The 24,185-nt window shown below is 57.7% G+C and carries 23 protein-coding genes; 8 read left to right on the plus strand and 15 right to left on the minus strand.

Going from position 1 to position 24,185, the window contains the following annotated elements; translation table 11 throughout:
• Positions 1–40 precede the first annotated feature (40 nt).
• The 7 genes from ACQUWM_RS01945 to ccoN all read right to left on the minus strand — a co-directional run bounded on the left by ACQUWM_RS01945 (position 41) and on the right by ccoN (position 7,726).
• Entirely contained in the window at positions 41–2,488 is a 2,448-nt protein-coding gene (locus ACQUWM_RS01945) for a heavy metal translocating P-type ATPase (protein ID WP_428921010.1), read from the minus strand.
• Positions 2,489–2,493: 5 nt separating this feature from the next.
• Positions 2,494–2,994: a FixH family protein gene (locus ACQUWM_RS01950; RefSeq protein ID WP_407000212.1), complete on the minus strand. Its 501-nt coding sequence runs from the start codon at positions 2,992–2,994 to the stop codon at positions 2,494–2,496.
• Between the two features lie 44 nt (positions 2,995–3,038).
• Positions 3,039–4,469, minus strand: a complete 1,431-nt coding sequence (gene ccoG / locus ACQUWM_RS01955; RefSeq protein ID WP_428921011.1) for a cytochrome c oxidase accessory protein CcoG — start codon at positions 4,467–4,469, stop codon at positions 3,039–3,041.
• Positions 4,470–4,593: 124 nt separating this feature from the next.
• The gene (ccoP, locus tag ACQUWM_RS01960) at positions 4,594–5,484 is read right to left on the minus strand and encodes a cytochrome-c oxidase, cbb3-type subunit III (protein ID WP_428921012.1); all 891 of its coding nucleotides are present in this window, start codon (positions 5,482–5,484) and stop codon (positions 4,594–4,596) included.
• A complete protein-coding gene (locus ACQUWM_RS01965) occupies positions 5,481–5,666 on the minus strand; it encodes a cbb3-type cytochrome oxidase subunit 3 (protein ID WP_407000218.1) in 186 nt (61 codons plus the stop codon). The genes ccoP and ACQUWM_RS01965 overlap by 4 nt, the downstream gene beginning before the upstream one ends.
• Positions 5,667–5,671: 5 nt before the next feature.
• Positions 5,672–6,280, minus strand: coding sequence for a cytochrome-c oxidase, cbb3-type subunit II (gene ccoO, locus ACQUWM_RS01970; RefSeq protein WP_407000220.1), 609 nt, complete (start codon positions 6,278–6,280; stop codon positions 5,672–5,674).
• Between the two features lie 15 nt (positions 6,281–6,295).
• Positions 6,296–7,726, minus strand: coding sequence for a cytochrome-c oxidase, cbb3-type subunit I (ccoN, locus tag ACQUWM_RS01975; RefSeq protein ID WP_407000222.1), 1,431 nt, complete (start codon positions 7,724–7,726; stop codon positions 6,296–6,298).
• A gap of 232 nt (positions 7,727–7,958) precedes the next feature.
• On the opposite strand from ccoN, the gene ACQUWM_RS01980 reads away from it, so the two are divergent.
• The gene (locus ACQUWM_RS01980; protein ID WP_428921013.1) at positions 7,959–8,618 is read left to right on the plus strand and encodes an alpha/beta family hydrolase; all 660 of its coding nucleotides are present in this window, start codon (positions 7,959–7,961) and stop codon (positions 8,616–8,618) included.
• Here ACQUWM_RS01980 and ACQUWM_RS01985 read toward each other — a convergent pair.
• The gene (locus ACQUWM_RS01985; protein ID WP_428921014.1) at positions 8,615–10,456 is read right to left on the minus strand and encodes a sensor domain-containing diguanylate cyclase; all 1,842 of its coding nucleotides are present in this window, start codon (positions 10,454–10,456) and stop codon (positions 8,615–8,617) included. The genes ACQUWM_RS01980 and ACQUWM_RS01985 overlap by 4 nt on opposite strands.
• Before the next feature lie 118 nt (positions 10,457–10,574).
• On the opposite strand from ACQUWM_RS01985, the gene rlmM reads away from it, so the two are divergent.
• Positions 10,575–11,651, plus strand: coding sequence for a 23S rRNA (cytidine(2498)-2'-O)-methyltransferase RlmM (rlmM, locus tag ACQUWM_RS01990; protein ID WP_428921015.1), 1,077 nt, complete (start codon positions 10,575–10,577; stop codon positions 11,649–11,651).
• Positions 11,652–11,664: 13 nt separating this feature from the next.
• On the opposite strand, the gene ACQUWM_RS01995 is transcribed toward rlmM, so the two are convergent.
• Complete coding sequence (locus tag ACQUWM_RS01995) at positions 11,665–11,949, minus strand: antibiotic biosynthesis monooxygenase family protein (RefSeq protein ID WP_407000228.1); 285 nt, start codon at positions 11,947–11,949, stop codon at positions 11,665–11,667.
• Positions 11,950–12,038: 89 nt separating this feature from the next.
• Here ACQUWM_RS01995 and tusA point away from each other — a divergent pair, with 89 nt between their 5' ends.
• Entirely contained in the window at positions 12,039–12,278 is a 240-nt protein-coding gene (tusA, locus tag ACQUWM_RS02000) for a sulfurtransferase TusA (RefSeq protein ID WP_407000230.1), read from the plus strand.
• On the opposite strand, the gene dsbD is transcribed toward tusA, so the two are convergent.
• Positions 12,259–14,085, minus strand: coding sequence for a protein-disulfide reductase DsbD (gene dsbD / locus ACQUWM_RS02005; protein WP_428921418.1), 1,827 nt, complete (start codon positions 14,083–14,085; stop codon positions 12,259–12,261). The genes tusA and dsbD overlap by 20 nt on opposite strands.
• Before the next feature lie 214 nt (positions 14,086–14,299).
• On the opposite strand from dsbD, the gene ACQUWM_RS02010 reads away from it, so the two are divergent.
• The 3 genes from ACQUWM_RS02010 to pdxB are packed head-to-tail and all read left to right on the plus strand — an operon-like array spanning position 14,300 to position 17,355.
• Positions 14,300–14,878, plus strand: coding sequence for an elongation factor P hydroxylase (locus ACQUWM_RS02010; RefSeq protein WP_428921016.1), 579 nt, complete (start codon positions 14,300–14,302; stop codon positions 14,876–14,878).
• Positions 14,879–14,884: 6 nt separating this feature from the next.
• Positions 14,885–16,180, plus strand: coding sequence for a DEAD/DEAH box helicase (locus ACQUWM_RS02015; protein ID WP_407000232.1), 1,296 nt, complete (start codon positions 14,885–14,887; stop codon positions 16,178–16,180).
• Between the two features lie 20 nt (positions 16,181–16,200).
• Entirely contained in the window at positions 16,201–17,355 is a 1,155-nt protein-coding gene (pdxB, locus tag ACQUWM_RS02020; RefSeq protein WP_428921017.1) for a 4-phosphoerythronate dehydrogenase PdxB, read from the plus strand.
• Here the strand turns inward: pdxB and htpX are convergent, their stop codons facing one another.
• The 3 genes from htpX to ACQUWM_RS02035 form a co-directional block, all read right to left on the minus strand.
• Positions 17,356–18,240: a protease HtpX gene (gene htpX / locus ACQUWM_RS02025; protein WP_428921419.1), complete on the minus strand. Its 885-nt coding sequence runs from the start codon at positions 18,238–18,240 to the stop codon at positions 17,356–17,358.
• 94 nt (positions 18,241–18,334) lie between these two features.
• Entirely contained in the window at positions 18,335–18,817 is a 483-nt protein-coding gene (locus ACQUWM_RS02030; protein ID WP_428921018.1) for a hypothetical protein, read from the minus strand.
• 12 nt (positions 18,818–18,829) lie between these two features.
• Entirely contained in the window at positions 18,830–20,044 is a 1,215-nt protein-coding gene (locus ACQUWM_RS02035) for a pyridoxal phosphate-dependent aminotransferase (RefSeq protein ID WP_407000238.1), read from the minus strand.
• Positions 20,045–20,272: 228 nt separating this feature from the next.
• Between ACQUWM_RS02035 and ACQUWM_RS02040 the strand changes: the two genes are divergently transcribed.
• Positions 20,273–20,755, plus strand: a complete 483-nt coding sequence (locus ACQUWM_RS02040) for a glutathione peroxidase (protein WP_407000240.1) — start codon at positions 20,273–20,275, stop codon at positions 20,753–20,755.
• 3 nt (positions 20,756–20,758) lie between these two features.
• Positions 20,759–21,226, plus strand: coding sequence for a MarR family winged helix-turn-helix transcriptional regulator (locus ACQUWM_RS02045; RefSeq protein ID WP_407000242.1), 468 nt, complete (start codon positions 20,759–20,761; stop codon positions 21,224–21,226).
• Here ACQUWM_RS02045 and ACQUWM_RS02050 read toward each other — a convergent pair.
• The gene (locus tag ACQUWM_RS02050; protein WP_428921019.1) at positions 21,177–23,174 is read right to left on the minus strand and encodes an ATP-binding protein; all 1,998 of its coding nucleotides are present in this window, start codon (positions 23,172–23,174) and stop codon (positions 21,177–21,179) included. The two genes, ACQUWM_RS02045 and ACQUWM_RS02050, sit on opposite strands and share 50 nt — an antisense overlap.
• Positions 23,175–23,228: 54 nt before the next feature.
• A complete protein-coding gene (locus tag ACQUWM_RS02055; RefSeq protein WP_407000246.1) occupies positions 23,229–24,005 on the minus strand; it encodes a hypothetical protein in 777 nt (258 codons plus the stop codon).
• Positions 24,006–24,185: the final 180 nt, after the last annotated feature.

A 24,185-nucleotide genomic window follows, 5' to 3' on the forward strand; every position in this document is an offset into this window, starting at 1 on the left:
CGGTGAAACCTCAAGGTAACCGGGTAGTCTGACTACGGTATCAGGACGTTGTCGGGACGCCAACCGCATGCTCCGATTGATGGCTGTCAGGCGCGGTCCGGCCAAGTCTCAGGGCGTTCAGCACCACCACCAGGGAGCTCAGTGACATGCCAATGGCAGCAAGCCAGGGCGGCACCATTCCCGCCGCTGCCAGCGGTAGTGCCAGCACATTGTATACCAGCGCCCAGCCCAGGTTCTGACGAATAATCCTGCGAGTCAGGCGACTGGTGTTCATGGCCTCGGTCAGTTGCATCAACTGGCCATTGAGCAGTACGGCGTCCGCCTTGAGTTGCGTCAGATCAGCGGCGTTGCCCATGGCCACAGAAATTCCCGCTCCAGCCATGGAAGGCAGATCGTTCAATCCGTCGCCTACCATCATCACCTTGCGGCCCTGGGCTACAAGATTCTGTAACGTTTCCAGCTTCTGTTCCGGCGTGGCCTGACCAATGGCTTCATCAACACCCACCTGTTGGGCGATCTGCGCCACGTGTCCCGACCGGTCACCACTGAGTAGAAGTGTGTGGATGCCCGAAGACTTCAGTCTGGCGATGGTGGTCCTTGCGTCAGGCCGGGGCTGGTCGTCCAGCGTAAAGCAGGCCAGCCACTGATCATCGGTAGCCAGCCAGATATCGATTCCCTGACCGGTCGGCACGGATGGTTGCGTGGCCCGGGTATGCTGCCTGACAAACTCACTGTGGCCGATATAGACCGGTTTGCCATTATGGATGCCGGACAACCCGCCACCCAGGTGGTTGGTGACGGCGGATACGGAAGCGCCGGCGAACGGCTGGAATACCCGGGCAATGGGGTGCTCGGAATGTTTTTCCAGGCCAGTGGCGAGACTGATGCAGGTTGATTCATCCAGGGAACCGGTTACCCGTGTTTCGATCAGGCTGAGTTCACCACGGGTGAGGGTGCCGGTCTTGTCGAAAATAACGGTGTCTATGTCATTGAGGGATTCGAGGGTGTGGCCCCGGGTAGGCAGGAACCCCAGCCGGCGTAGCCTGACCGTGGCCGAGGTGATGGCCGTCGGGGTTGCCAGCGACAGCGCACAGGGGCAGGTGACCACCAATACCGACAGGGTAATATCAAACGCATTGTCGGCCCCGGCCAGCCACCAGCCGATCCAGACCAGCGGCGTCAGGATCAGTACCCGGCTGACAAAGGTGCCGGCGATGCGATCGGCCATCCGCGCCACCGGCGGTTTCTCTGCCTGCACGCGGTCGAGAATGCGCAGAATGCCTGAGAGCCGGGTCTGGGCGCCGGCGCTGGCAACTTCGATGTCCAGCGGGTTCTCCCCGTTAACGCTGCCGGCATGCACAGTATCGCCAGGCCGGCGGGTTTCCGGCAGGTATTCACCGGTAAGGGCGGCTTCATTCAGTGTGGAATGACCGCTGATGATGCGACCGTCCACCGGTAGCGTTTCGCCGGGACGCACCCGGATGGTATCTCCGGTTCGCAGTTCATGTGTGGCAACAATGGCGGTGGTATCACCACTGACACGGGTAGCGACGTCGGGCTGGAAGCCAGCCAGGGCATTACCGGTGAGTCCTGCCCGGTATCGGGCCTGCATCTCGATGTAGCGGCCCAGCAACAGGAAAAAGGTAAACATACACACCGATTCGAAATAGACTTCGTCACCACCCATGACGGTGACCCAGGCGCTGGCGGCGTAGGCCAGGCCAATGGCAATGGCGACGGGTACATCCATGGTCAGGTGCCGGCTACGCAAGTCCCTGCGGGCGTTGCGGAAAAAGGGCCGGGCGCTGAACAATACCACCGGCGTGGCAACCAGTAGGCTGAACCAGCGAAAAAAAGAAATGAAATCCGGAGACAGGTCGTTGATCATCTCGAAATACAGGGGGAATGCCAGCATCATGCTCTGCATGGTGCCGATACCCGCAACCGCGAGCCGAATCAGCATGGAGCGGTGCTCCGCCTTGAGAGCCTGCTCGGCCTCGTCCGCCTGGTAGGGCCGGGCCCGGTAGCCCAGTTCGTGGATCGCGACAAGCAGGTCGCTCAGTTTCGCCTGTTCAGCAGACCAGACCAGCCGCGCTCGCTGGGTGGTGTGGTTCACGGAAAATGACAGCACCCCGGGTTGTTTGGCCATGTGGTTTTCCAGCAGCCAGATGCAGGCGGCGCAGGTGATGCCCTCTATCAGCAGTTGGGCTTCCTGACCGCCTTTGGTGGCGGACACGAAGGCTGATTGAACCAGTGGGTGGTCCACTTCCCGGATCCGGTCCAGTTCGTTACTGGTGAGTTGTTTCGGTGTGGCGGCGGGTTCGGTCCGGTATTGGTAAAAACCGGTCAGTCCTTCCGAACGGATGGTCTCACACACAGCCTTGCAGCCCCGGCAACAGAAGTGACGGGTCTCGCCATCAAGCTCAAGAGTGATGGGCGGCGATCCGTCAGCTGCTTCGCCGCAGTGGAAACAGGGCAGGGGGTTCACACGGATCAGCGGTTTGCCGCGCCAATGTGAATGGCTTTATCCGAAGGCAGGGAGGTTTCCCCTTTCAGGCGCCAGTCGTTGTCTGGCCCCCGCAGATCAAAGTACCAGCGACCCTTGACGTTCTGGTTCAGGGTGGCGCGATAAGTGGACTCGCCGGTGCGGGTGAACTGGACAGTCTGATCTTTCTCGGCGATGGTCGGGTGGAACAGGTTGAGGATCAGGTATGGGTAATCCCGCTGTTCATTGCCTGTCAGGGACAGTTTAATGTCACGTTCCGCGAATGAAAATTCCGCCTGCAGGCCCATATCCCTGGCTTTCTGGTCACGGGCAATTTCCATGTTGATACCGCGACCTTCTTTGGAATAGTCATCGGTCACCATGGCATTTTCGGAGTTCATGGCGATGGTGATGGCAATGGCGCAATAGGTGATGGACGCCAACGGAAAGATCGTCAGGAACCAGAACCACGGCTGGCGATACCAGGGTTTAACAGTGTCTTCAGTCATAACTCATTGTCTCTCTTGGAAGTCTCTAACGGGTAGCTGGAATGCTAGCGGTTAGGACCGATAAATCGGCTTTCAGTTTCGATAATCAGAGATTCATCGGTTTCCGACGTGATACGGAACCGGATGACGTTGTTGCTCTGTGAAATAACGTCGGGATCTACATCAACGACCGTCGGCAGTGCCCGGTTTTCGCCACTGTCGACCGTTACGCTGGTATCTGTTAATAGTTGGATACCCTCCATGCCGGAAACGGAGATGTCGAAGGTTTGCGGTACCTCCGTCATATTGGCGATTTTGAGGGTGTATGAATTCTCGACTCGCCCCTGGCCGTTGAAACCGAACGGCGCGCCGCGGTCCTTGAGGACGTCCAGCTCTGCCGGCACCCGAGTCGCCAGGACAAACACAATGGCGCCGATCATTAATGCCAGCACCGCGCCATAACCGAAGGTGCGTGGGCGCATGAGCTTGGAGGGCTTGCCCTCAAGCTCGTTCTCGGTGGTGTAGCGAATCAGCCCCCTGGGGTAGTCCATTTTATCCATGATTTCGTCGCAGGCATCGATGCACAGCGCGCAACCAATGCACTCGTATTGCAGGCCGTCCCGAATATCGATACCCGTGGGACAGACCTGGACACACTGGCCGCAGTCGATGCAGTCCCCGAGTCCGAGTTCGTCCGGTTCCACGCCTTTCTTGCGCCCGCCGCGGGGTTCACCGCGATTGGGATCGTAAGAGACCACCCTGGTGTTCGGATCAAACATCACCGACTGGAAGCGGGCGTAGGGGCACATATACAGGCAAACCTGCTCACGCATCCAGCCGGCATTGAGGTAGGTTGCGACGGTGAAGAAGCCTACCCAGAAATACGCCCAGCCGTTGGCCTGCAAGGTAAACAGATCGGTGATCAGTTCGCGGATGGGATAGAAGTAGCCGACAAACGTCAGGCCCGTGGCCAGGGCAATCAACAGCCAGGCCGTGTGTTTCAGCGATTTTTTCACCACCTTTTCCGCGGAACGGGGTGACTTGTCCAGCTTCATTCGCTTGTTTCTGCCGCCCTCAATGCGTTCTTCCACCCACATGAAAATGAAAGTCCACACGGTTTGCGGGCAGGTATAGCCACACCACACCCGACCAAACAGGGTGGTGATAAAGAACAGACCAAAAGCGGCGATGATCAGCAAACCCGACAACAGAAAGAAATCTTTCGGGTAGAAGGTCAGTCCGTAGAGGTGAAATTCCCTGGCGGGAAGATCGAAGTGAATCAGTGGCTGGCCATCCAGGGTAAGCCAGACGAACAGGAAGTACATGCCCATCAGAACCAGCAGGCTGACATTACGGATACGCTGGAAGAAGCCTTTAACTTCCTTGACGTAAATCTTCTTGCGACTGGCGTATAACTCGACGGTTCCGGATTTGTTATTTTTATCGGAGGGGTCAGAGGAAGGGTCAATCTGTTTGACCGGAATCTCACTGCTCATCGCTACCTCCCGATGAAAATTAGCCGCTGAGAAACCTCAGGGGCTTGGGTCTTCTCAAGCCTGTGCCCGCGTTGGCAGACACAGGGTTGAGCAGACCGGGCCGGCACGGAGGCCGGCCAGGCAATCAGTTGGACAGGCTGTAAACGTAAGCAGCCAGGATCTGGATCTGGTCGTCGGAGAGCCGACCGCTCTGGGCGGGCATCTTGTTCTGGCGACCGTTGACCACGGTTTCCTTGATCCACTCATAGGTTGAGCCATACAACCAGGTGTCATCGGTCAGGTTGGGCGCACCGAACGCATAATTGCCCTTGGCGTCGCTGCCATGACAGTTGGAGCAGGCCTGGGCGAAGACTTCCTCGCCGGCTTCAGCGGCCTCGGCGTCCTTTGCACGATCACTGAATGACAGCACGTAGTTGACCACCTGGTCAACCTGCTCGGACGTCATGCCGGGCATCATACCCTTGGCAGGCATGTTGCCGGTGCGTCCCTCCTGCAGGGTGGTCAGGATGTTGTCCGGCTCGCCACCGTGCAGCCAGTCGTCATCGGTCAGGTTGGGAAAGCCTAGGGATCCCCGGCCAGCGGACCCGTGACAAACCGCGCAATTGTTGGCGAACAGACGCTGCCCCATTTTCATGGCGTCATCATTGTCGGCGAGCTCCACAATCGGGGTATCACCGTACTTGGCATACAGTTCGCCGTAACGGGCCTCAGCTTGCTGAACTTCCGCTTCCCACTGGTTGGTGGAACTCCACCCCAGCAGGCCCTGAAAGTTCCCCAGACCAGGATAGAGCGCCAGGTAACCCAGAGAGAAGACACAAGTTGCGATGAAGAGATAGAACCACCACTTGGGCAGTGGGTTGTCCAGCTCCTCGATGCCATCAAAGGAATGGCCTGTCGTCCGGTCTGTTTCGGTGTCGGTGGTCTGGCTCTTGCGAGTTGCCAGCAGCAGCCACCAGCATCCGAAAATAGTACCGAGCACGATCACACTGATCCAGATGCTCCAGAAGGTACTCATTGCTTTTTCTCCGTTTTTTCCTGTTCAAGAGTACGCTTTTCCACCTCGTCATCGTCGAAGGGCAGGTGCGCCGCTTCGTCGTTCGGTTTCTTGCGGTGGGCGCTGTAGGCCCACCAGACGATACCCAGAAATGCCACCATGACAAGCAGGGTGTGAATACCACGTAACTCGTTCAAATCCATCGGGATCACCGTTTCTCAGAAATCACTGTGCCCAGCTGTTGCAGGTAGGCCACCAGCGCTTCGATTTCGAACTTGCCTTCCACTTCCGCAGATGCTTCGGCAATCTGCTCATCGGTGTAGGGCACGCCCAGTGTCTGCAGTGTTTTCATCTTTGCTGCCGTGTCGGAATGGTCCACGCGATCCTCAAACAGCCAAGGGAATGCAGGCATGTTGGATTCGGGAACAACGCTGCGGGGATCGTACAGGTGCTGGCGCTGCCAGGCATCGGAGTAACGGCCGCCGACTCGGGCCAGATCTGGCCCGGTGCGCTTGGAGCCCCACAGGAACGGGCGATCGTAAACGAACTCGCCCGCCACGGAGTAGTGGCCATAGCGTTCGGTTTCTGCCCGGAAGGGACGGATCTGCTGGGTGTGGCACACGTGGCAGCCCTCGCGGATGTAGATGTCGCGACCTTCCAGTTCGAGCGCGGACAGGGGCTCAAGGCCCTCGATCGGCTCATTGGTTTGCTTGCTGAAAAACAACGGCACAACTTCGGCGAGGAAACCGCCACTGATGGTGAGGATGATCAGCACGATCATCAGGCCAAGGTTTTTCTCTACGATTTCGTGTTTCATCTTGATTGTCTCCCGTTACGCCGGCTGAGCTGCCGCGTTGTCCTGTGCGACGGCATCTTTCTGGCGAACGGTCATGTAGGTGTTGTAAGCCATGACCAGCATGCCGGAGAGGAAGATTACGCCGCCGATAAAGCGGACAAGGTAGCCAGGCCAGGAAGCCTCAAGCGCTTCAACAAAGCTGTATGTCAGGGTGCCGTCCTGGTTCACTGCGCGCCACATCAGGCCCTGCATGATGCCGTTTACCCACATTGCAACGATGTAGAGCACGGTGCCGACGGTTGCGAGCCAGAAATGCACGTTGATCAGGCTGGTGCTGTACATGGCAGGCACTCCCCACAGCTTGGGAATCAGGTGGTAGATGGCGCCGATACTGATCATGGCAACCCAGCCCAGTGCGCCGGAGTGTACGTGGCCGATGGTCCAGTCGGTGTTGTGAGAAAGCGCGTTGACGGTCTTGATAGCCATCATCGGGCCTTCAAAGGTAGACATGCCGTAGAACGACAGTGACACCACCAGGAAGCGCAGAATCGGGTCGGTGCGCAGTTTGTGCCACGCGCCGGACAGCGTCATCATGCCGTTGATCATACCGCCCCAGGACGGAGCCAGCAGGATCAGGGACATTACCATGCCAGCAGTCTGCGCCCAGTCAGGCAGCGCGCTGTAGTGCAGGTGGTGGCCACCGGCCCACACGTAAGTGGCAATCAGCGCCCAGAAGTGGACGATGGACAGGCGATAGGAGTAAACCGGCCGGTTGGCCTGCTTGGGAACAAAGTAGTACATCATGCCCAGGAAGCCGGCCGTCAGGAAGAAGCCTACGGCATTGTGGCCGTACCACCACTGCATCATGGCGTCGGTTACTCCGGCATAGGCGGAGTAGGACTTGAACGCCGTAGCTGGCAGTGCGAGGTTGTTGCCGATATGCAGAACCGCAACGGTCAGGATAAAGCCGCCATAGAACCAGTTGGCAACGTATATGTGCGGCGTGCTGCGTTTGGTAATGGTGCCGAAGAAAACCAGTGCGTAGGTCACCCAGACCAGGGCAATGGCGATATCAATCGGCCACTCCAGCTCGGCGTACTCCTTGGTTGAGGTAAGACCCATTGGCAGGGTAATGATGGCGGCGACCATGATGGCCTGCCAGCCCCAGAACGTGAAGGCGGCCATCCCGTCCGAAATCAGGCGTGCCTGGCAGGTGCGCTGCACGACATAGTAGGAAGTAGCAAAGAGTGCTGAACCACCAAACCCGAAGATAACCAGGTTTGTGTGAAGAGGTCTCAGGCGACCAAAATGGGTCCAGGAAAAGTCGAGGTTCATCGATGGCCAGACAAGTTGGGATGCGATCAGCACACCCATGCCCATGCCAACAATGCCCCAGACCAACGTCATGATGGCGAATTGCCGCACCACCTTGTAGTTGTATGTCAGGTTAGCATTTACTGTGCTCATAGCCTTACCAATGGGTTCAGAGTGGGAAAATATGCGGGCGCAAGTATGGAGAAACCATTAGCGCTTTGCAATGACTCAGATCAACTCGCAATGCCCGTCAAATGCGCCCGAATCAGTAACATGCAGAGAGCATCTACGGATTCTTTTTTGATGCTGGGAGCTTATCGGTTTTGCCGGGCTTTCGTTGCTACAGGTCCCTATAATAGAAGCTTCGACTTACAAGGTGAATTGGATGGAAGTTTATAAGACCAATGGCCCTCATTCATGCTCGGGAAAGGAACCTGTGCTGATTTTAGCACATGGGGCCGGAGCGCCAGCGGACTCCTCTTTTATGGAAATGCTTGCCGAATCCTTGGCTGACGAGGGGGTAACCACCGTTCGGTTTGAGTTTTCCTATATGGCGAAGCGTCGAGAGGACGGCAGGAAGCGTCCACCCGAGAGACAACCGGCATTGCTGGCGCAGCTCGAACAGTTGATTGCGGAAATTATCGAGGGATCGCTGGCCGGACGGCCGCTGTTCATCGGCGGTAAATCCATGGGAGGGCGGATGGCGAGCCTGCTGGCCGCCGATCCCCGCCTGAAGGGACGGTTCAGGGGCGTTCTGTGTTTTGGCTACCCGTTTCATCCGCCAGGTAAGGACCGCTGGCGGACCGATCACTTTCCGGATTTCTGGTGCCCGGTCCTTATTATTCAGGGCACCCGCGATCCTTTTGGCAAGCCTGATGAAGTGAATGAGCGTCTGGCAACGCTTGCAGAGCCTGAACTGGTCTGGCTCGAGGGTGGAAACCATGACTTTCAGCCCTTAGCCAGGCAGCCGGAAACCCAGATTGGCCTGATTCAGCAGGCGGCGAGATCGGCGGCCGCATTTATGAGATGCGAGACGGGACACTAGTCAACGACTGGCACCTTCACGGTTGCAATCTGGTCCCTTCCAGATGCCTTGGCCTGATACAGCGCCTCATCGGCCCGTTGAAACAGTGTTTGCTCATTTTCATCGGGAGCCAGTAGGGCAACGCCAGCGCTGAGTGTGATGGTGACGTGGGTGCCGTCATCCGCAGGGATCGCTGTGTTCCGCATGTCCTCCAGAATGCGCTGGCATACCCGATACGCGCCTTCCTGGTCGGTTCCGGGCAGGAGCAACGCGAATTCCTCGCCACCAAAGCGGATGGCAACATCCCTGGGGCGCTTGACGTGCCGGCTGAGGATGTCGGCAATGCGTTGCAGGCACTGATCCCCGAAACCATGGCCCCAGGTATCGTTAACGTCCTTGAAGTGGTCGGCATCGATCAGGGTCAGGGTCAGAGGGTGGCCAGTCCGGCGGGCTTCGGCACACAGTTCGGGAAGCATGTTGTCGAGGTGCCTCCGGTTGTAAAGCCCTGTTAATGCGTCATTAAGGCTCATGGTCGCGAGTTTTCGATTGGCCCTCTCCAGCTCTCCCATGGTGTTGCGTAATTGGGCGGTGCGTTCATGGACCTTCGTTTCCAGCTCAGCGCGAGCATTGTGTTCCACATTGAGCAATTTCTGGTTGAGCAATCGCCAGCGCTGCACCAGGGCGTAGTTCAGCAGGATGACCTGAGCCCCGATGGCCGTCAGCATGAAAAACTCGCGGGCCAGGAAATCCGTCAGATAGCCGAATGCCGCCAGGGCGTAGATGAGAGCGCCTACCAGCATGACCGACCAGGCCATCACATACCATAAGGCGGGCCCGTAGCCTTGCCGCCACCTCAGGATGCCGATGACAAACAGGCTGGCAATCACCGTCAGCACCAGAAATGTGTTGAACAGGATTGATTTGTTGTAGGGCAGCAGGAAGGTAATGATCAGAAGCCCGACGGATGACCAGGCCAGGGCACGCAAGGTGCTTGCTGAAAGGGTGTCAGGTTCAATCTCCAGGAAGGAACGTCCGAACAGCGTCATTGCCAGAGCACACAGTGCAATGAGCAACGGAATGGAGGTATTGGCGAAGCCGGTGCTGTCTGGCCAGAAATACTGATTGGCAAAGCCGCCCATGGCAAACAGGAACAGGCCCATGGACGCCATGTAAAAGGCGTTATGAAAGTAGTAGACCGTCCCCGAACTGAAGAACAGCAGCAGGTTGAACACTGCGAAGACCAGAAGCGCACCGTAGAACAGTCCGTGAGTCAGGGTAAGGTGGTTGCTCTCGGCAATAACGGTCCCCGGAGTTTCAAGGGACAGTGGCACGTTCAGGGCGCCGCTGCTCCGTATTCTGAGGGTAATGCTCTGGTTTTCACCGGAGTCCAGGGTGACGGGAAGGAGAAAATACCGGTAATCTATGCCCCGCGACAGAAACGGGCGTTGGTCACCAGTGGCCATGGTAGTGGATGTGGAATCGCCGTCCTGCCAGAAAGTGACGTCATCCAGGAGCGGATAATTGAGTTTCAGGTACCACAATCCCCGTTTGTTTCCGGAGTTGGTCAGGTGTAAATGGACCCAGTACACCGAATCTGTGTGGCTGAACACCAGGTCATGGCCGCCGGCATCCTGCCACTCGATGGATTCCGGTAGTTCGGCAGGCGTGTTTGCCAGGTGCGCGGGGTCATCCGGGGCCGCTGCATGGAAACACACATGGCTCATCAGCACTTGCCGCTGTTGGGGTTGGCTGGCATCCAGGATCGGGCAGGGACTCCCGGGGTGGGCGGTCAGCGCCGGAGCCGTGCCCGCCAGAACCAGGGCCGTCAGCGTGATGAAGGTACGCAGGTAAAGCAGCATTTGTGAATTCCTGCCGGGAAGTAGTCTGCCAGTTTATCGATTGCCGATCTGGTTCACTGTTAAACAGTTTCAAATTCTCAAGGATTTCCTGTGGTGGGAATCCCGATAAAGGTGCTCCATGGAACACATGATCCTGTTTTGCCGCCCTGGCTTTGAAACAGAAGCAGGCCGCGAAATGACCGATGCAGCCGCTGCCGTGGGTGTTTTTGGCTATTTTGAGCCTCGTGGCAAACATGGTTACCTGTTTTTCTTCCTTACCGGGCCGGAAGGCGCCGACGAACTGCTCCGCCGGCTGAATCTGGAGGATATGGTCTTCGTCAGGGACTGGATGGTCGGGCTGGCGGAGCTGGCATTGCCCGCTGCGGACCGCGTTGGCGCGGTGATTGAGGGTTTGCAGGCCCTGCCCGGAGGATTTCCGAACTGCACCAGGGTAGAGGTGCGGGTGCCGGAGGATAACGCCGACCGTGACCTTGGGAATTTCTCCAGGAAGTGGGTAGCTCCGCTTTCCCGGGGGCTACGGGGGGCCGGCCTGATGAAACCGGATCCGGACGCCAAGGCGCCCGCAAGGCTCGATATTCTGCTGCCGGGGTTTGAGCAGGCCGTGATCGGTCTCAGTCCCAGCGGCAACCGGGCCCGTTATGTCGGTGGCATTCCCCGGCTCCGCCTGCCGGCATCGGCGCCGAGTCGATCGGCGCTGAAGCTCGAAGAAGCCTGGAAAGTCTTCCTGCCACCGGAACAGGTTCTCGATTATCTTGGGGGCGGCAAGCGTGCAGTGGACCTTGGCGCTGCGCCCGGTGGCTGGACCTGGCAGCTGGTCCGGCAGGGTATGATGGTGGCTGCGGTGGATAACGGCCCAATGAACACCGACCTGATGGCATCGGGGCAGGTTGAGCATGTCGAAGCGGACGGGTATGCCTGGAAACCCCGGCGCGGTGTTGACTGGATGGTCTGTGACATCGTCGATCATCCACGCCGGACCTCGAAGCTGGCGGTCGACTGGCTGAAGAACGGGCTATGCCGTTACACCATATTCAACCTCAAACTGCCGATGAAAAAGCGGTATGAGGAATGGCTGATCTGCCGCGATATTCTTGAGAGTGGTCTGGCGGACTCGGAGATGACGTTCCGGCTCAGGGCTCGTCATCTTTACCACGACCGTGAAGAAATCACCTGCTTCCTGGAGCGGGTGATGTAGCGGCAAAACCGGGTCAGCTCTGGTGGAGCACCGTGATGGCCTCGTCCTGATCCATCATGGGGACCAGTTCGGCCATCAGGGCTTTCCGTTCCTCGGAGCGGTACCACCGATCCCATTCCGCCTCCGACCGCCAGTTGGACAGCGTCAGCCGATGGTTGGGATCATGGGCATCGACCAGGGTCTCACCGGATATGAAACCAGGGGCGGCGACAGCCTGCTGCAGCACTTTGCGGGACCGTTCCTCATAGGCGGATTCAAGAGTCTCTGCGATATGACGTTCAATCAATACCCGGATCATGGCTTACCTCTTAACATTTTGACTGTTATAAACAATAATTTAGCACGTATTTTCAGAAATACATTGAATCAACCGACGGAGAAGCAGCCTTGCATGAGATAACGTTTGATGGCGAGCTGGATGCACGGGGGCTGTATTGTCCGGAACCGGTGATGATGCTCCACAACCGGATTCACGATGTGCCGGTGGGTGGAGTTCTCAAGGTCGTGGCGACCGACCCGTCCACCACCCGGGACATTCCCCGATTTTGCCAGTTTCTCGACCATCAACTGGTGCACAGTGAAGAGAGCGGAAACGAGTTCTTCTTCTTCATACGTCGAGGGAGTTGAGGTGCGCCAGGAACTCGTCCCTGTCCATTTCACCCAGTACCCGGGTTTCTGACGACAGTTCGCGGCCATCGCTCCGGTAGAACAGGATAGCCGGCGGCCCGAAAAGTCCCAGTTCCTCCAGGAAGGCCTGCTGAGCCGGGGTGTTATCGGTCATGTCAATTTGCAGGAGCGTATAGGGTGCGAGCGCCTGGATAACTGACGGATCACTGAAGACGTTGCGTTCCATGACTTTGCACGATATGCACCAGTCGGCATAGAAGTCGAGCATGACCGGCCGTTGCTGCTGGCTAGCCGCTGTGATCAGCGACTTGATTTCTTCCGGGGTCTCCGCCCGTCTGAAACCCGCATGCTCCCGGGAAATGCCGGCACCGCTGTCGGCTGTTGCGGTGTAGGGTGCCAGTGGGTTCAGCGGATCCTGTGCACCGCCAACGGCGCCGGCGAGCAGCGCCAGGCCATAGGCGAACATGACCAGTCCCAGACCCTTGCGGGTTCTCTCCCAGCCAGCCCTGGCGGCGTCAAACGCGCCGAGCTGGACACCGGTGATGGCAACCAGCAGGCCCCACAGCGTCAAGGCTGCCCATGCCGGAACCAGACGTTCGACCAGCCAGATCGCGACTGCCATCAGCATGACACCGTAAAAGGCTTTGACCACGTTCATCCACGGACCGGTCGCCGGCAGAAGCTTGCGACCACCGACGGCCACCAGGATCAGGGGTATCCCCATGCCCAGGCCGAGGGAGAACAGGGCAATGCCACCCATCAACGCGTCCTGGGTGGTGCTGATGTAAAGCAGGCTGCCGGCCAGCGGGGCGGATACGCAGGGGGATACAATCAGTGCTGATAGCGCGCCGATGCCGAAAATGCTGAACACGCGCGTGCCGGTCAGGCGGTGGCTGGCGTCGTTAAGTGGTTCCCGGATAAAGCGGGGAAGCTGGATCTCGAACAGGTTGAACATGGACAGGGCAAAGACCACGAACAGGGTTGCGAACACCCCGAGAACCCAGGGGGATTGCAGTTGCGCCTGCAGGTTGAAGCTGGCGCCGAGAAGCCCGGTGATCACCCCGGCAGCAGCGTAGGTCAGCGCCATGCCCAGCACGTAGCTTCCGGACAGCATCAGGGCGTGGCCCGTGGTGCGGGTGTTGCGGCCGGAAACCAGGGACGAAATGATCGGAACCATGGGCAGTACGCAGGGGGTAAAGGTCAGCCCAAGGCCCAGCAGTAGGAAAACCGCGGCGATGGCGAGGGTGGACTGTTCCGAGAGGAATCCTGCCAGGCCGGTGGCCGAATTGGTGTTGACGCCTGCCGAGCTGCCGGCATTGCTATTGGCACCGGAATCCGTGTTGGTGCTGCCAGTGTTGGTATTACCTCCGCTACCGGCGTAATACAGAACGTCCCGGGTTTGCGGCGGGTAACACAGACCGGCTTCAGCGCAGCCCTGGTAGGTCACCCTAAGCTCTGCTTCCCTGATACCTTCTGGCAGAGACAATGGCACGCGCGCTTCGACCGGCTCGTAGAAAACCGTTACCTCTCCAAAGAACTCGTCCTCGGTGGTGGTTCCCTGTAGTGAGAACTGCGGCTCCCCCAGGGTGATCCCCTCGGTCACCGATTCAACGGACACCCGGGTCTTGTAGAGGTAGTGTTCCGGCGCCACGTCCCAGGACAGCACCACGCTGTCGGTGTCGGTGAGGTAGCTGAACGGAAGTGCCTCATCGACGGGCAGAAAATCGCCGTTGTTTCCGAACAGGGAATTGCCCGAATTGCCCAATCCCCAGGCAGCGGCCGAGAACAGCAGGAGAAGCAGTGCCATGGCGCCACGTCGGGCCGGCATGGTGATGCGGAGGCGGCCTGTGGTTAAAGCAAACTCGGTCATAGAGGCTTCGGGATCCTGGCTGGTGATTTTAAGTATCGTCACTACGGGATTATAACCCGGGAATGGCATGCTTCAGGTTGCAATGGACAAACCTGCCACCCTAAAGTTCCCTCTGGTATTGAAGGGTTTAAAGTCGCACAATAGCGACCCAATGAATCACAATCCAGACGATCTTATCATGCTGTTCAATGACCTGTTCCGGGAAAATCACCGGACGGTCCTGGTCAGAGGCAGTGATGAACCCGAATACCTGCCTGCTTCGGAGGCCGGCGGCGTTGCACAGATTATTTTCGCTCACGGCTATTATGCAAGCGCCTTGCATGAGATCAGTCACTGGTGCATCGCCGGCGAATATCGCCGGACTCTCAGGGATTACGGATACTGGTACTGCCCCGACGGCCGTTCAACGGCACAGCAGCAGGCATTCGAGCAGGTCGAGGTCAAACCTCAGGCTCTTGAGTGGCTTTTTTCCGTGGCTGCGGGGTCCCGCTTTCATATCAGTGTGGACAATCTCTCCGGAGACGGGGCAGCAGATGAAGCAGGCTTTCGCCGCAAGGTAAGGGCGCAGGCCAATAGTTACCTGGAGCATGGAATGCCGGCACGCGCCCGCGCATTTTTTGACACGCTCAGGTCATTTTATGGAACCGGAGACACCTTTGAGCACGCCTGGCAGGAAGAGTCCCGGCGCCTGGGTCCCCTGAGTTTCACTACAAACATAAAGGAAGACTGAATATCTATGACATCTGACCCAAACGATACCGGCAAGACGCTGTTCAAGGATCTTAATCTGGATCAGCGCCTGCTGGATGCCATCACCGACATAGGTTTTGAGCACTGCACCCCGATTCAGGCCGAAACCCTGCCGTTCACCCTGGCGTGCCAGGATCTGATCGGTCAGGCACAGACCGGCACCGGCAAGACCGCTGCGTTCCTGATCACCGCCATCCAGAGCCTGCTGGAAACGCCGGTCCCGCCGAAGGACCGTTTTGCTTCAGAGCCACGTGTGCTGGCTCTGGCGCCCACCCGCGAGCTGGCCATGCAGATCGCCAAGGATGCGGAACAATTGTGTGGTTACACCGGGCACAACGTGGTGACGGTCGTTGGCGGCATGAACTACGATAAACAGCGGGATCAGCTGCAAAACGAAATAGTCGATATTCTGGTGGCGACACCGGGGCGTCTGATCGATTTCCTGGGGTCCCAGGACGTGTTCCTGGATCAGCTTGATATCCTGATCCTGGATGAAGCGGACCGTATGCTGGACATGGGGTTTATACCTGACGTCAAGCGCATCATTCGCAAATGCACGCCCAAGGAAGGGCGTCAGACGTTGTTATTCAGCGCTACCTTTAACCAGGACGTACTCAACCTGGCGTCCATGTGGACCAGCAATGCCGAGTTTGTGGAAATCGAGCCCGAGCAGAAAACCGCAGAGCGGGTAGAGCAGACGGTTTACCTGGTTGGCGAGGACGAAAAGTTGCCGGTATTGGTGAACTACCTGAAACGACCGGAGGTGGAGAAGGCCCTTGTCTTTGCCAACCGTCGTGACCAGTGCCGGGATCTGGATGAGGATCTGCGTAACCAGGGGGTCAAGGTGGCCTTGATGTCCGGGGAAATTGCCCAGAACAAGCGCCTGAAAACGCTGGAACAGTTCAAGAAGGGCGACATCCAGGTATTGGTGGCGACCGATGTGGCCGGACGGGGAATACACGTCAACGGCGTGACCCATGTTTTTAACTACAATCTCCCCGAGAACGCTGAGGATTACGTGCACCGCATCGGCCGAACCGGCCGTGCCGGTAAGACCGGCGTATCGGTCAGTTTTGCCAGTGAGGATGATGCTTTCTCGCTGCCGGCGATCGAAAGCTATATCAGCCAGAAACTCAAAACCACTGTGCCGGATGAAGAGCTGAGCGAGGCCATGCCCAATTCACCGATTACCAGAAAGCGTGGCGGACGTCGTCCCCAGGGTAATCGTGGGCAGGGTGGGCGCAATCAGGGCGGGCGCCCCCAGCGACAGCGCAGAAACTAAAGAGGCTGGAAGACCAGACCATGTTGATCGTAGCTGACGAAAACATTCCCCTACTGGATTCGTTCTTTGGTGATATCGGTGATATTCGCCGGGTATCGGGGCGTACCCTGTCCCCCGGGGATGTGAATGATGCTGACATCCTGCTGGTACGTTCGGTAACCCGGGTTAACGAGGCGCTGTTGAAGGACAGCAGGGTTCGCTATGTCGGCACCTCAACCATCGGGACCGACCATGTTGACCTGGCCTGGCTGAAATCCCGTGGCATCGCGTTTTCCGCAGCGCCCGGATGTAATGCCAACAGTGTGGCTGAATACGTGTTGTCCGTGCTTTCACTGTACGCCGAAAAACAGGGGCTGGAGGACTGGGAAACGCTGAGCGTTGGTATTGTGGGCGCCGGTAACGTGGGCAGTGAACTGGCGCGCAAGCTGGAAAAGCTGGACTTCACCGTGCGCCTGTGCGATCCGCCAAGGGCGGAACAGGAAGAGGGCGGGGAAGAGGACTTTTGCAGTCTGGACGAGGCACTGAAATGCGATGTCATTACCCTGCACACGCCACTTACCAGGGAAGGTCCCCACGCTACGTTCCACATGATGGATCAGGCCAGGCTTGACCAGCTCAGTGCCGGTCAATTGCTTGTTAATACCAGCCGGGGCGAAGTGATTGACTCAGTCGCACTTCAGGAACGCCTGGATGCCGCCAACGCACCCACTGTTGTGTTGGATGTGTGGGAGCAGGAGCCGAAGATCAATCCGCAACTGCTGGACGGTGTCTGGCTGGGTACGCCTCATATCGCCGGATACAGCCTTGAAGGCAAGGTTCAGGGGACTGAGATGATCTATCAGTCTCTTTGCCGGTTCCTGGGTTTGCCAGTGCGCAAACAGGCGGGTCAGTTTTTGCCGGAATCGGCGCTAAGCAAGTTGTCTTTTACCAGTGCGGCGGAGGAAATGGACGCCGGCAATATTGCCATGCGCTCTTGCTACGATCCTCGCAAGGACGACGCGCGCCTCCGGTTGACCATGGCGTTGCCGGCGGAGGAACGTGGCAACGCCTTCGACCGGTTGCGCAAGAACTACCCCGTGCGGCGGGAATTTTCCAGTGTGAAGATTCAGCTCAAGGGCACCAGTAAGTCCCTCCAGGACACCTTCCGTGCCCTGGGGTTCAAGTTGAAAATCTGATCAGATGTTTGCACTCTGAAGGGCTTCAATGCGGGTTTCGAGCGGCGGATGTGTCATAAACAGGGCGCTCAGGCCGCCTCGGGCGCCCCGGTTGATGCCAAACGCCTGCAATGAATCCGGCATCTGGTCCGGTACCTCGCTTTCCTGTTTCAACCTTGCCAGTGCGCTGATCATGGCGCTGCGGCCCGCCAGTTGAGCGCCGGCAATGTCAGCCCGAAACTCCCGACGCCGCGAGAACCAGAAGACAATGGTGCTGGCCAAAATGCCGAGGACTATTTCCGCCGCAATACTGACCACGAAAAAGCCGATGCCATGGCCGCTCTCGTTCTTGAATACCACCCGGTCGACAAAAGAGCCGATGACCCGGGAAGCGAAGATGACGAAAGTGTTCACGACGCCCTGGATCAGCGCCAGGGTCACCATGTCTCCGTTGGCGACGTGGCCGATCTCATGACCCAGAACGGCGCGGATTTCGTCCTTGTTGAAACGATGAAGCAGGCCCTCGCTGACCGCCACCAGTGAATCGTTTTTATTCCAGCCCGTGGCGAATGCGTTGGACTGGGACGCCGGGAAAATGGCGACTTCCGGCATGCCGATGCCGGCGTTTTCTGCCAGTTCCCTGACGGTGTCCACCAGCCAGCGCTCCGCGGGTGTGCGGGGTGAATCGATGACCTTGGCTTTGGTGCTCCATTTGGCCATCGGTTTGGAGATCAGCAGGGATACAATGGCGCCGGCGAAGCCGAATACGGCCGCAAAGGCGAGCAGGGAGCCGTACTGGATCCCGTTCTGGGCGAGGTAGCTGTCCACGCCAAGCAGGCGCAGGGTGATGCTGGCGACAATAATGACCGCCAGGTTGGTGGCCAGAAACAACAGAATGCGCATGATCGGTTCCTTGGTTCTCTCGTTATCCACAAAGGCGACAGGTTTCCGCCTGTTTATATTTGGGCGACCAGCCCGGGTTCAATAGGTTTACGCGGATTTAATGATCGCTGGCCAGTGCGGAAGTTCCGCCAAAGAACGCGCCTTGCATCACCTGGCTGATGGTGGCCGAGCTGCCGCTTCGCAGGGCATTGCGGATAAGGTGGATATGTGTCGAAAGATCCTGTCTGACGGACTCGGGCAGTTGATCCTGATCCCGGGGCGCCAGATTCTCCAGGCGTGCCAGTAGTCCGGCGCTGGCAGGGGTGCTTAGGCGAACAAAGGCTTTCTGGGTGAGAACAGCCTGGTCCAGCGCCTCCTGGCGAATGGTATCCACGTAGCGAAGCAGGCCCTCCTCCTCGAGCCAGAGCAGGGCGCCAAAGCACGCCATGTGGCGTTTGCTGTGCAGGCCGAACTCGTCCGGTTCATCCGGGCCGGCAATGTCTTCCACAAACAGGTTAATGCGTCTGGGAAAGGCGCTGTATAGCTGGACCAGGGCGATGGCGGCGTCTTTATAAAATTCCTCTACGTGTATGTCAGCCATATGCTGCACCGATTATTGCTGATAGGTGGACAGGAAATGGGCGAGGCGCGTCATGGAGTCCTCAAGGGTGTCGACCCTCGGCAGGAACACCACCCGCAAGTGCTGTTTGTCATCAATATTGAAAGCGGAGCCCTGGACCAGCAGAATCCTTTCCTGCAACAGCAGGTCGAGTACCAGCTTTTCATCGTTCATGATGGGGAAGCGCTTGGGATCGAGTTTCGGGAACAGGTAGAGCGCGCCTTTCGGTTTCACGCAGCTGACGCCCGGGATGTCATTGAGCAGTTGCCAGGCGGTTTCCCGTTGCTCGTACAGGCGTCCGCCCGGAGCAACGAGATCGTCAATGGACTGATAACCGCCAAGGGCGGTCTGAATGGCGAGCTGGGCAGGCACGTTGGCGCACAGCCGCATGTTGGACAGCATCTCGATGCCTTCGATCAGGTCCCGGGCGCGATGCTTGGCGCCGCTGATGATCATCCAGCCGGAACGGTAGCCGGCAGCCCGGTAGTTCTTCGACAACCCATTGTAGGTGAAGAAAAGCACGTCATCGGCCAGGGAGGCTGTGGATACGTGTTCGGTTCCGTCGTACAGGATCTTGTCGTAGATTTCGTCCGAGAGGATGATCAGGTTGTGCTGGCGCGCCAGTTCGATAACCTGTTCCAGCAGCTCGCGGGAATACACGGCACCGGTGGGATTGTTGGGATTGATCAGAACAATGGCGCGGGTCCGCTTGGTTATTTTCTTGCGGATATCGTCAATGTCCGGGAACCAGTCCTGCTTTTCGTCGCAGTGATAATGCACCGGCTTGCCGCTGGAGAGGGTAACCGCCGCCGTCCACAATGGGTAATCCGGGGCGGGGATCAGCACTTCGTCACCGGTGTTGAGCATGGCTTGCATGGACATGACGATCAGCTCGCTGACGCCATTTCCAAGAAAGATGTCGTCAATATCGACCTTGTCGATGCCTCTTTTCTGGCAGTAGTGCATGACGGCCTTGCGGGCGGAGAACAGGCCTTTGGACTCCACATAGCCCTGGGCCAGAGGCATGTTGTAGATGACGTCCTGCTGGATTTCCTCGGGAACGTCCAGTTCAAACGCCGCGGGATTGCCGATGTTGAGTTTCAGTACCCGGTGTCCCTCTTCTTCGAGGCGACGCGCCTCACGCAGAACCACGCCCCGTATTTCATAGCACACGTTATCCAGCTTGGCGGACTTGTAGTAATTCTGCATAGGACTCCGGTTTCCTTAACCTGATATCAGTAAAATCAAAAGACAAGCCTGTATTCTAGCGGAGCATGACCGCCCGGCAACAGGTCAATTGTGATGAATTGTGGCTAAATCATGGAGATTTAAGGCGATAAGTTCATGCCGTCTGTAGATTCGTGCAGTAAATGGGACATCGTTCGTCGAATAATGTATTGTGTGCAATATAATTGTAGAAAACATAAGGAGCAGGGCATGGCCGACAGTATTTACGATTTCAAGGTTCAGGACATCAAGGGCAACGAACATGACATGGCGGAGTATCAGGGCAAAGTCCTGCTCATCGTCAATACCGCGAGTAAATGCGGATTTACTCCGCAATTTGAGGGCCTGCAGTCGATGTACCGTGATCTCAGCGACAAGGGGCTGGCCGTGCTGGGCTTTCCGTGCAATCAGTTCATGAACCAGGATCCCGCGGACGATGATGCGATCAGCCAGTTCTGTAGCCTCAACTATGGCGTGGACTTCCCCATGTTCGCCAAGATTGAGGTGAATGGCCCCGGCACTCACCCGCTGTATCGTTTTCTCAAAAGCGAGGCAAGGGGCGTGATGGGTTCCGAAAAAGTGAAATGGAACTTCACCAAGTTCCTGGTAAATCGGGAGGGCAAGGTGATCCGTCGTTATCCACCCACCGCCAAACCTGAGGCCATCCGCGCCGATATCGAAAAGCTGCTGTGACTGATGGGTAATGCGGACGATACCCTGGCCCTGGATAACCAGCTTTGTTTTGCGCTTTATGCCGCGAATCGGGCGGTGACGGCCCGTTACCGGCCGTTGCTGACTGAACTGGGACTGACCTACCCTCAGTATCTGGTGATGCTGGTGTTATGGGAAGCCGCCGCCGTTGACGAGAGTGTGCGCGTATCCCGACTGGGCGAACGCCTGCGGCTGGACTCGGGCACGCTCACGCCGCTGTTGAAGCGCCTTGAGGAGCGTGGTCTGGTCAGTCGGCAGCGAAGCGTGGAGGATGAGCGGGTAGTGACCGTGGCCGCCACTGCCGCTGGCCTCGCCCTGCGTGAGCAGGCGAGGTCAATTCCTGCCCGACTTCTGTGCAGTACCGGTGTCGCCCCCGATCGCCTGGTGGCGCTTCGTGACGAGCTCAGGTCGGTTCTGGCCCAACTGGAGAATCAGGCGCCCAGCGCTCAATAGCGGCTTTGAGCTCGCTACGGTTATACGGTTTGGTGATGTAATCGTTCATACCGGATGCGAGGCAGTCTTCGCGGTCGCCCTGCATGACATTGGCCGTCACCGCAATGATGGGCAGTCTCTTCCAGGCCGGGTTCCCGCGAATCTTCTGGGTTGCCTCGTAGCCGTCCATAACCGGCATCTGGCAATCCATCAGGACCATGTCGTAGTTCCTTTCTTCCAGCGCTTCCAGGGCCTGCTTGCCATTCTCGGCAAGATCCACGGAGTGGCCCAGTTTGCGCAGCAGGCTGCTGGCCACCAGTTGGTTGACCTGGTTGTCTTCCACCAGCAACACATGCAGGCCTTTCACCGGCGTGTGGGGCTCCTCGACGGGTAGAGGTTTCTCCGCCTGCCGGGCCGTCTGAGTGAAGACAGGCAATGGCAGGGTCACCGTGAAGTGGGTGCCATGGCCAATTTCCGAGTCCACCATGATCTGGCCATGCATGCGCTCCACCAGCTGACGGCAGAGTGTTAAACCCAGGCCCGTGCCGCCATAGAGGCGTGTCGTGTCCGTATCTGCCTGGGAGAACGGCGAGAAAATGCGATGCAGGCCTTCTTTGGACATGCCGATGCCGGTGTCCATCACATCAATGCGAAGATTGCCACCGAAGCGGGTAGCGTGAATTCTGACGCTGCCTTCCTCGGTAAACTTGATGGCGTTGCTCAGCAGATTGTTCAGGACCTGTCGGGTGCGGGTCGGGTCGCCGAGGAACATGTCCGGCAACTCGGGATCGATGTCCATGCGCAGCTCGATGCTCTTCATTTTCGCCTGTTGGGCGTGCAGCGTGGCGCATTCCTCAATCAGGTTCCGGACACTGAATGGAATATTTTCCAGGCTCAGTTTGCCGGCCTCGACCTTGGATATATCGAGAATGTCATTGAGCAGCCCAAGCAGGCTTTGACCGGCGGTCAGGGCGATTTCCAGCCGATCGCGCTGCTCTTGTTCCAGGCTACCTTCCAGCGCGAGACCCAGCATGCCCAGCACGCCGTTCAGCGGGGTGCGAATCTCATGGCTCATGCTGGCCAGGAAGTTAGCCCGCGATCGGGCCCGCCGAACCGCGTCTTCCTTGGCCTTGATCAGGGCCCGGTTACCCCGTTGCAGCGCTGAATTTTTCTCGGAGATTTCACGGGTGCGGTCGTCCACCTCCCGTTCCAGCTGCGTGGAATAGTTCTTCATAGAACTTTCCGCCTGGCGAAGCTGGTCCAGAGTGCTGTCGATGGTTTCAAGGTGCTGGTTTATGATGCCCACCATTGCGCCAATCTCGTCTTCCTGGTGATTGGCGGGAATTGGCAGGCGTACTTTTTCCGGTGTATCCGCCTGTACACGTCCGAGCGTGTTAATGACAGTCATCATCGGGCGGGTGAGTACGAAATAGAAGATTCCCAGGAGTGCGGCTGAGAGCGCCAGGCTCTTGAAGAAACCACTGATCAGCGTGTATCCGGCCCTTTGCAGAAACTGCAGGCCGTAGTGATAGGTATCAATGGTGAGGTTCAGTGTTCCGAGTGGCAGGTCCGCCAACTGTTGGACTTTCAGTTCGTCACTGAACGACCGGTTTGATCCGAACAGGGCATCGCTGATCCAGCGGTAGGGCGAAGTCGGGCTGCTCTCGCTGGAGGCGGCCATGGTGTGGCCGTCATTGTCGATGATTCGCGCATCAATGGTGGCCGGGTGACGGAGCAGGCCATCAAGCAGTTCTTCGGCCAGACGAACATCAATGTTATAGGCAATTTGCGACGCGGGGCTGTGACTGATTTCAATAAGCGCACGGATTTCATTCTCCATGGACTCCTGGGCGCTGAAATAGTCCAGGGTCACCTGAATCATGTTGAGAGCCAGCCCCAGTACCATGGCAATCAGAACGGTATCTCGGGTCAGGCGGAAAGAAAGGCGTTTTCGGAATAGCCTAGTCACCAGTTGTCACAATCCTTGTCTGGGGCCTGTCAGGGATGAGTGGTACGTGTCGGATCAGTCATCATAGTCTGCCTTTTTCTTCCATTCATCATCATGGAGAAAGGTATCCCATTCCCGATCCAGTTTTGATTGGCCTTCTTGCGGGCCGGGAGTTTGATCCCCCTCAGCGTCCATTGCCTCCAGTTCCTTGATACGCGTGCGGAAACTTTTTACTGCTTTCATGGCCAGTGGGTTCTCCCGGGATTTGCCCATCTCCGTGCTGGCCAGGTGGTAGGCGTGTATGGCCTTGCGAATCTGGTTCTGCCGCACATAGTCCCGGGCCTGGAATACATGAAGGTCCGCGTGGGTTTTGTGGACCAGGAACAGCACGTACTTCAGGTTCTTTTTGGCGGTGGCATTGTCGAGTTTTCCTGCCTTGTGCATGCCTTCAATCATCTTGAAAAGACTTTGCAGTAACTCTTTGACATAGTTGGACTTCTCAGGGGAGTCTATTTTGACCGGCGGGCGGCTGTCATTATTTTCCATGACCCGGTCTTTCAGTTGCTGGGTCTCTTCCAGCCACTGTTTTGCTGGCAGGCCCGATTTCAGGGCAACCAGTTCATGGCACGCCTCTTCCATACTTTTGATGAGCAGGAGCTTGAGGTCAGGCGTGAGATACTGTCCCGGAATCTCGCCCAGCAGTCGGCCGGCCCGGTTGTACTGATCTTCCTGGGCCGTCATTCGCCGGGCCCGTTCAATCCGTGCCCGCTCCCGCATCTGACTACCGACAATGACGACAATAGAAACGGTAACGATGACTGCGAGTATCAGAACGATCGTAGTGGTATCCATGTTATCGGCAATAACTCCGGTTATCGGAAAAAGGGGCGGTGGATTCCGCTCTTGGGGCCACCGCGCTTCAGCAAGTATCCGAAAGACTAGCAGAAAACCCGTATTGATTCCGTTTTGAAATGTGAATGATTCCTCCGTTATATTTATTTCGTGAATCGAATGGATCCTGTAGATTGCCTG

Origin of the sequence: Marinobacter sp. DUT-3 (genome assembly GCF_050379435.1) — a bacterium.
Lineage (GTDB): Bacteria > Pseudomonadota > Gammaproteobacteria > Pseudomonadales > Oleiphilaceae > Marinobacter.

Bases quoted from the DNA above. Each gene is read 5' to 3' on its own strand.
- ACQUWM_RS02045 (WP_407000242.1), top strand. From the start codon at position 20,759: ATGGGTAATGCGGACGATACCCTGGCCCTGGATAACCAGCTTTGTTTT.
- dsbD (WP_428921418.1), bottom strand. From the start codon at position 14,085: ATGGCACTGCTTCTCCTGCTGTTCTCGGCCGCTGCCTGGGGATTGGGC.
- ACQUWM_RS02030 (WP_428921018.1), bottom strand. From the start codon at position 18,817: ATGGCTGACATACACGTAGAGGAATTTTATAAAGACGCCGCCATCGCC.
- ACQUWM_RS02035 (WP_407000238.1), bottom strand. From the start codon at position 20,044: ATGCAGAATTACTACAAGTCCGCCAAGCTGGATAACGTGTGCTATGAA.
- ACQUWM_RS01985 (WP_428921014.1), bottom strand. From the start codon at position 10,456: ATGCTGCTTTACCTGCGTACCTTCATCACGCTGACGGCCCTGGTTCTG.
- ccoP (WP_428921012.1), bottom strand. From the start codon at position 5,484: ATGAGTACCTTCTGGAGCATCTGGATCAGTGTGATCGTGCTCGGTACT.
- ccoN (WP_407000222.1), bottom strand. From the start codon at position 7,726: ATGAGCACAGTAAATGCTAACCTGACATACAACTACAAGGTGGTGCGG.
- ACQUWM_RS02010 (WP_428921016.1), top strand. From the start codon at position 14,300: ATGAATCACAATCCAGACGATCTTATCATGCTGTTCAATGACCTGTTC.
- ACQUWM_RS01965 (WP_407000218.1), bottom strand. From the start codon at position 5,666: ATGGATTTGAACGAGTTACGTGGTATTCACACCCTGCTTGTCATGGTG.
- ACQUWM_RS01950 (WP_407000212.1), bottom strand. From the start codon at position 2,994: ATGACTGAAGACACTGTTAAACCCTGGTATCGCCAGCCGTGGTTCTGG.
- ccoG (WP_428921011.1), bottom strand. From the start codon at position 4,469: ATGAGCAGTGAGATTCCGGTCAAACAGATTGACCCTTCCTCTGACCCC.
- pdxB (WP_428921017.1), top strand. From the start codon at position 16,201: ATGTTGATCGTAGCTGACGAAAACATTCCCCTACTGGATTCGTTCTTT.
- ACQUWM_RS02055 (WP_407000246.1), bottom strand. From the start codon at position 24,005: ATGGATACCACTACGATCGTTCTGATACTCGCAGTCATCGTTACCGTT.
- ACQUWM_RS01995 (WP_407000228.1), bottom strand. From the start codon at position 11,949: ATGATCCGGGTATTGATTGAACGTCATATCGCAGAGACTCTTGAATCC.
- ACQUWM_RS02040 (WP_407000240.1), top strand. From the start codon at position 20,273: ATGGCCGACAGTATTTACGATTTCAAGGTTCAGGACATCAAGGGCAAC.
- ccoO (WP_407000220.1), bottom strand. From the start codon at position 6,280: ATGAAACACGAAATCGTAGAGAAAAACCTTGGCCTGATGATCGTGCTG.
- rlmM (WP_428921015.1), top strand. From the start codon at position 10,575: ATGGAACACATGATCCTGTTTTGCCGCCCTGGCTTTGAAACAGAAGCA.
- ACQUWM_RS01980 (WP_428921013.1), top strand. From the start codon at position 7,959: ATGGAAGTTTATAAGACCAATGGCCCTCATTCATGCTCGGGAAAGGAA.
- ACQUWM_RS02015 (WP_407000232.1), top strand. From the start codon at position 14,885: ATGACATCTGACCCAAACGATACCGGCAAGACGCTGTTCAAGGATCTT.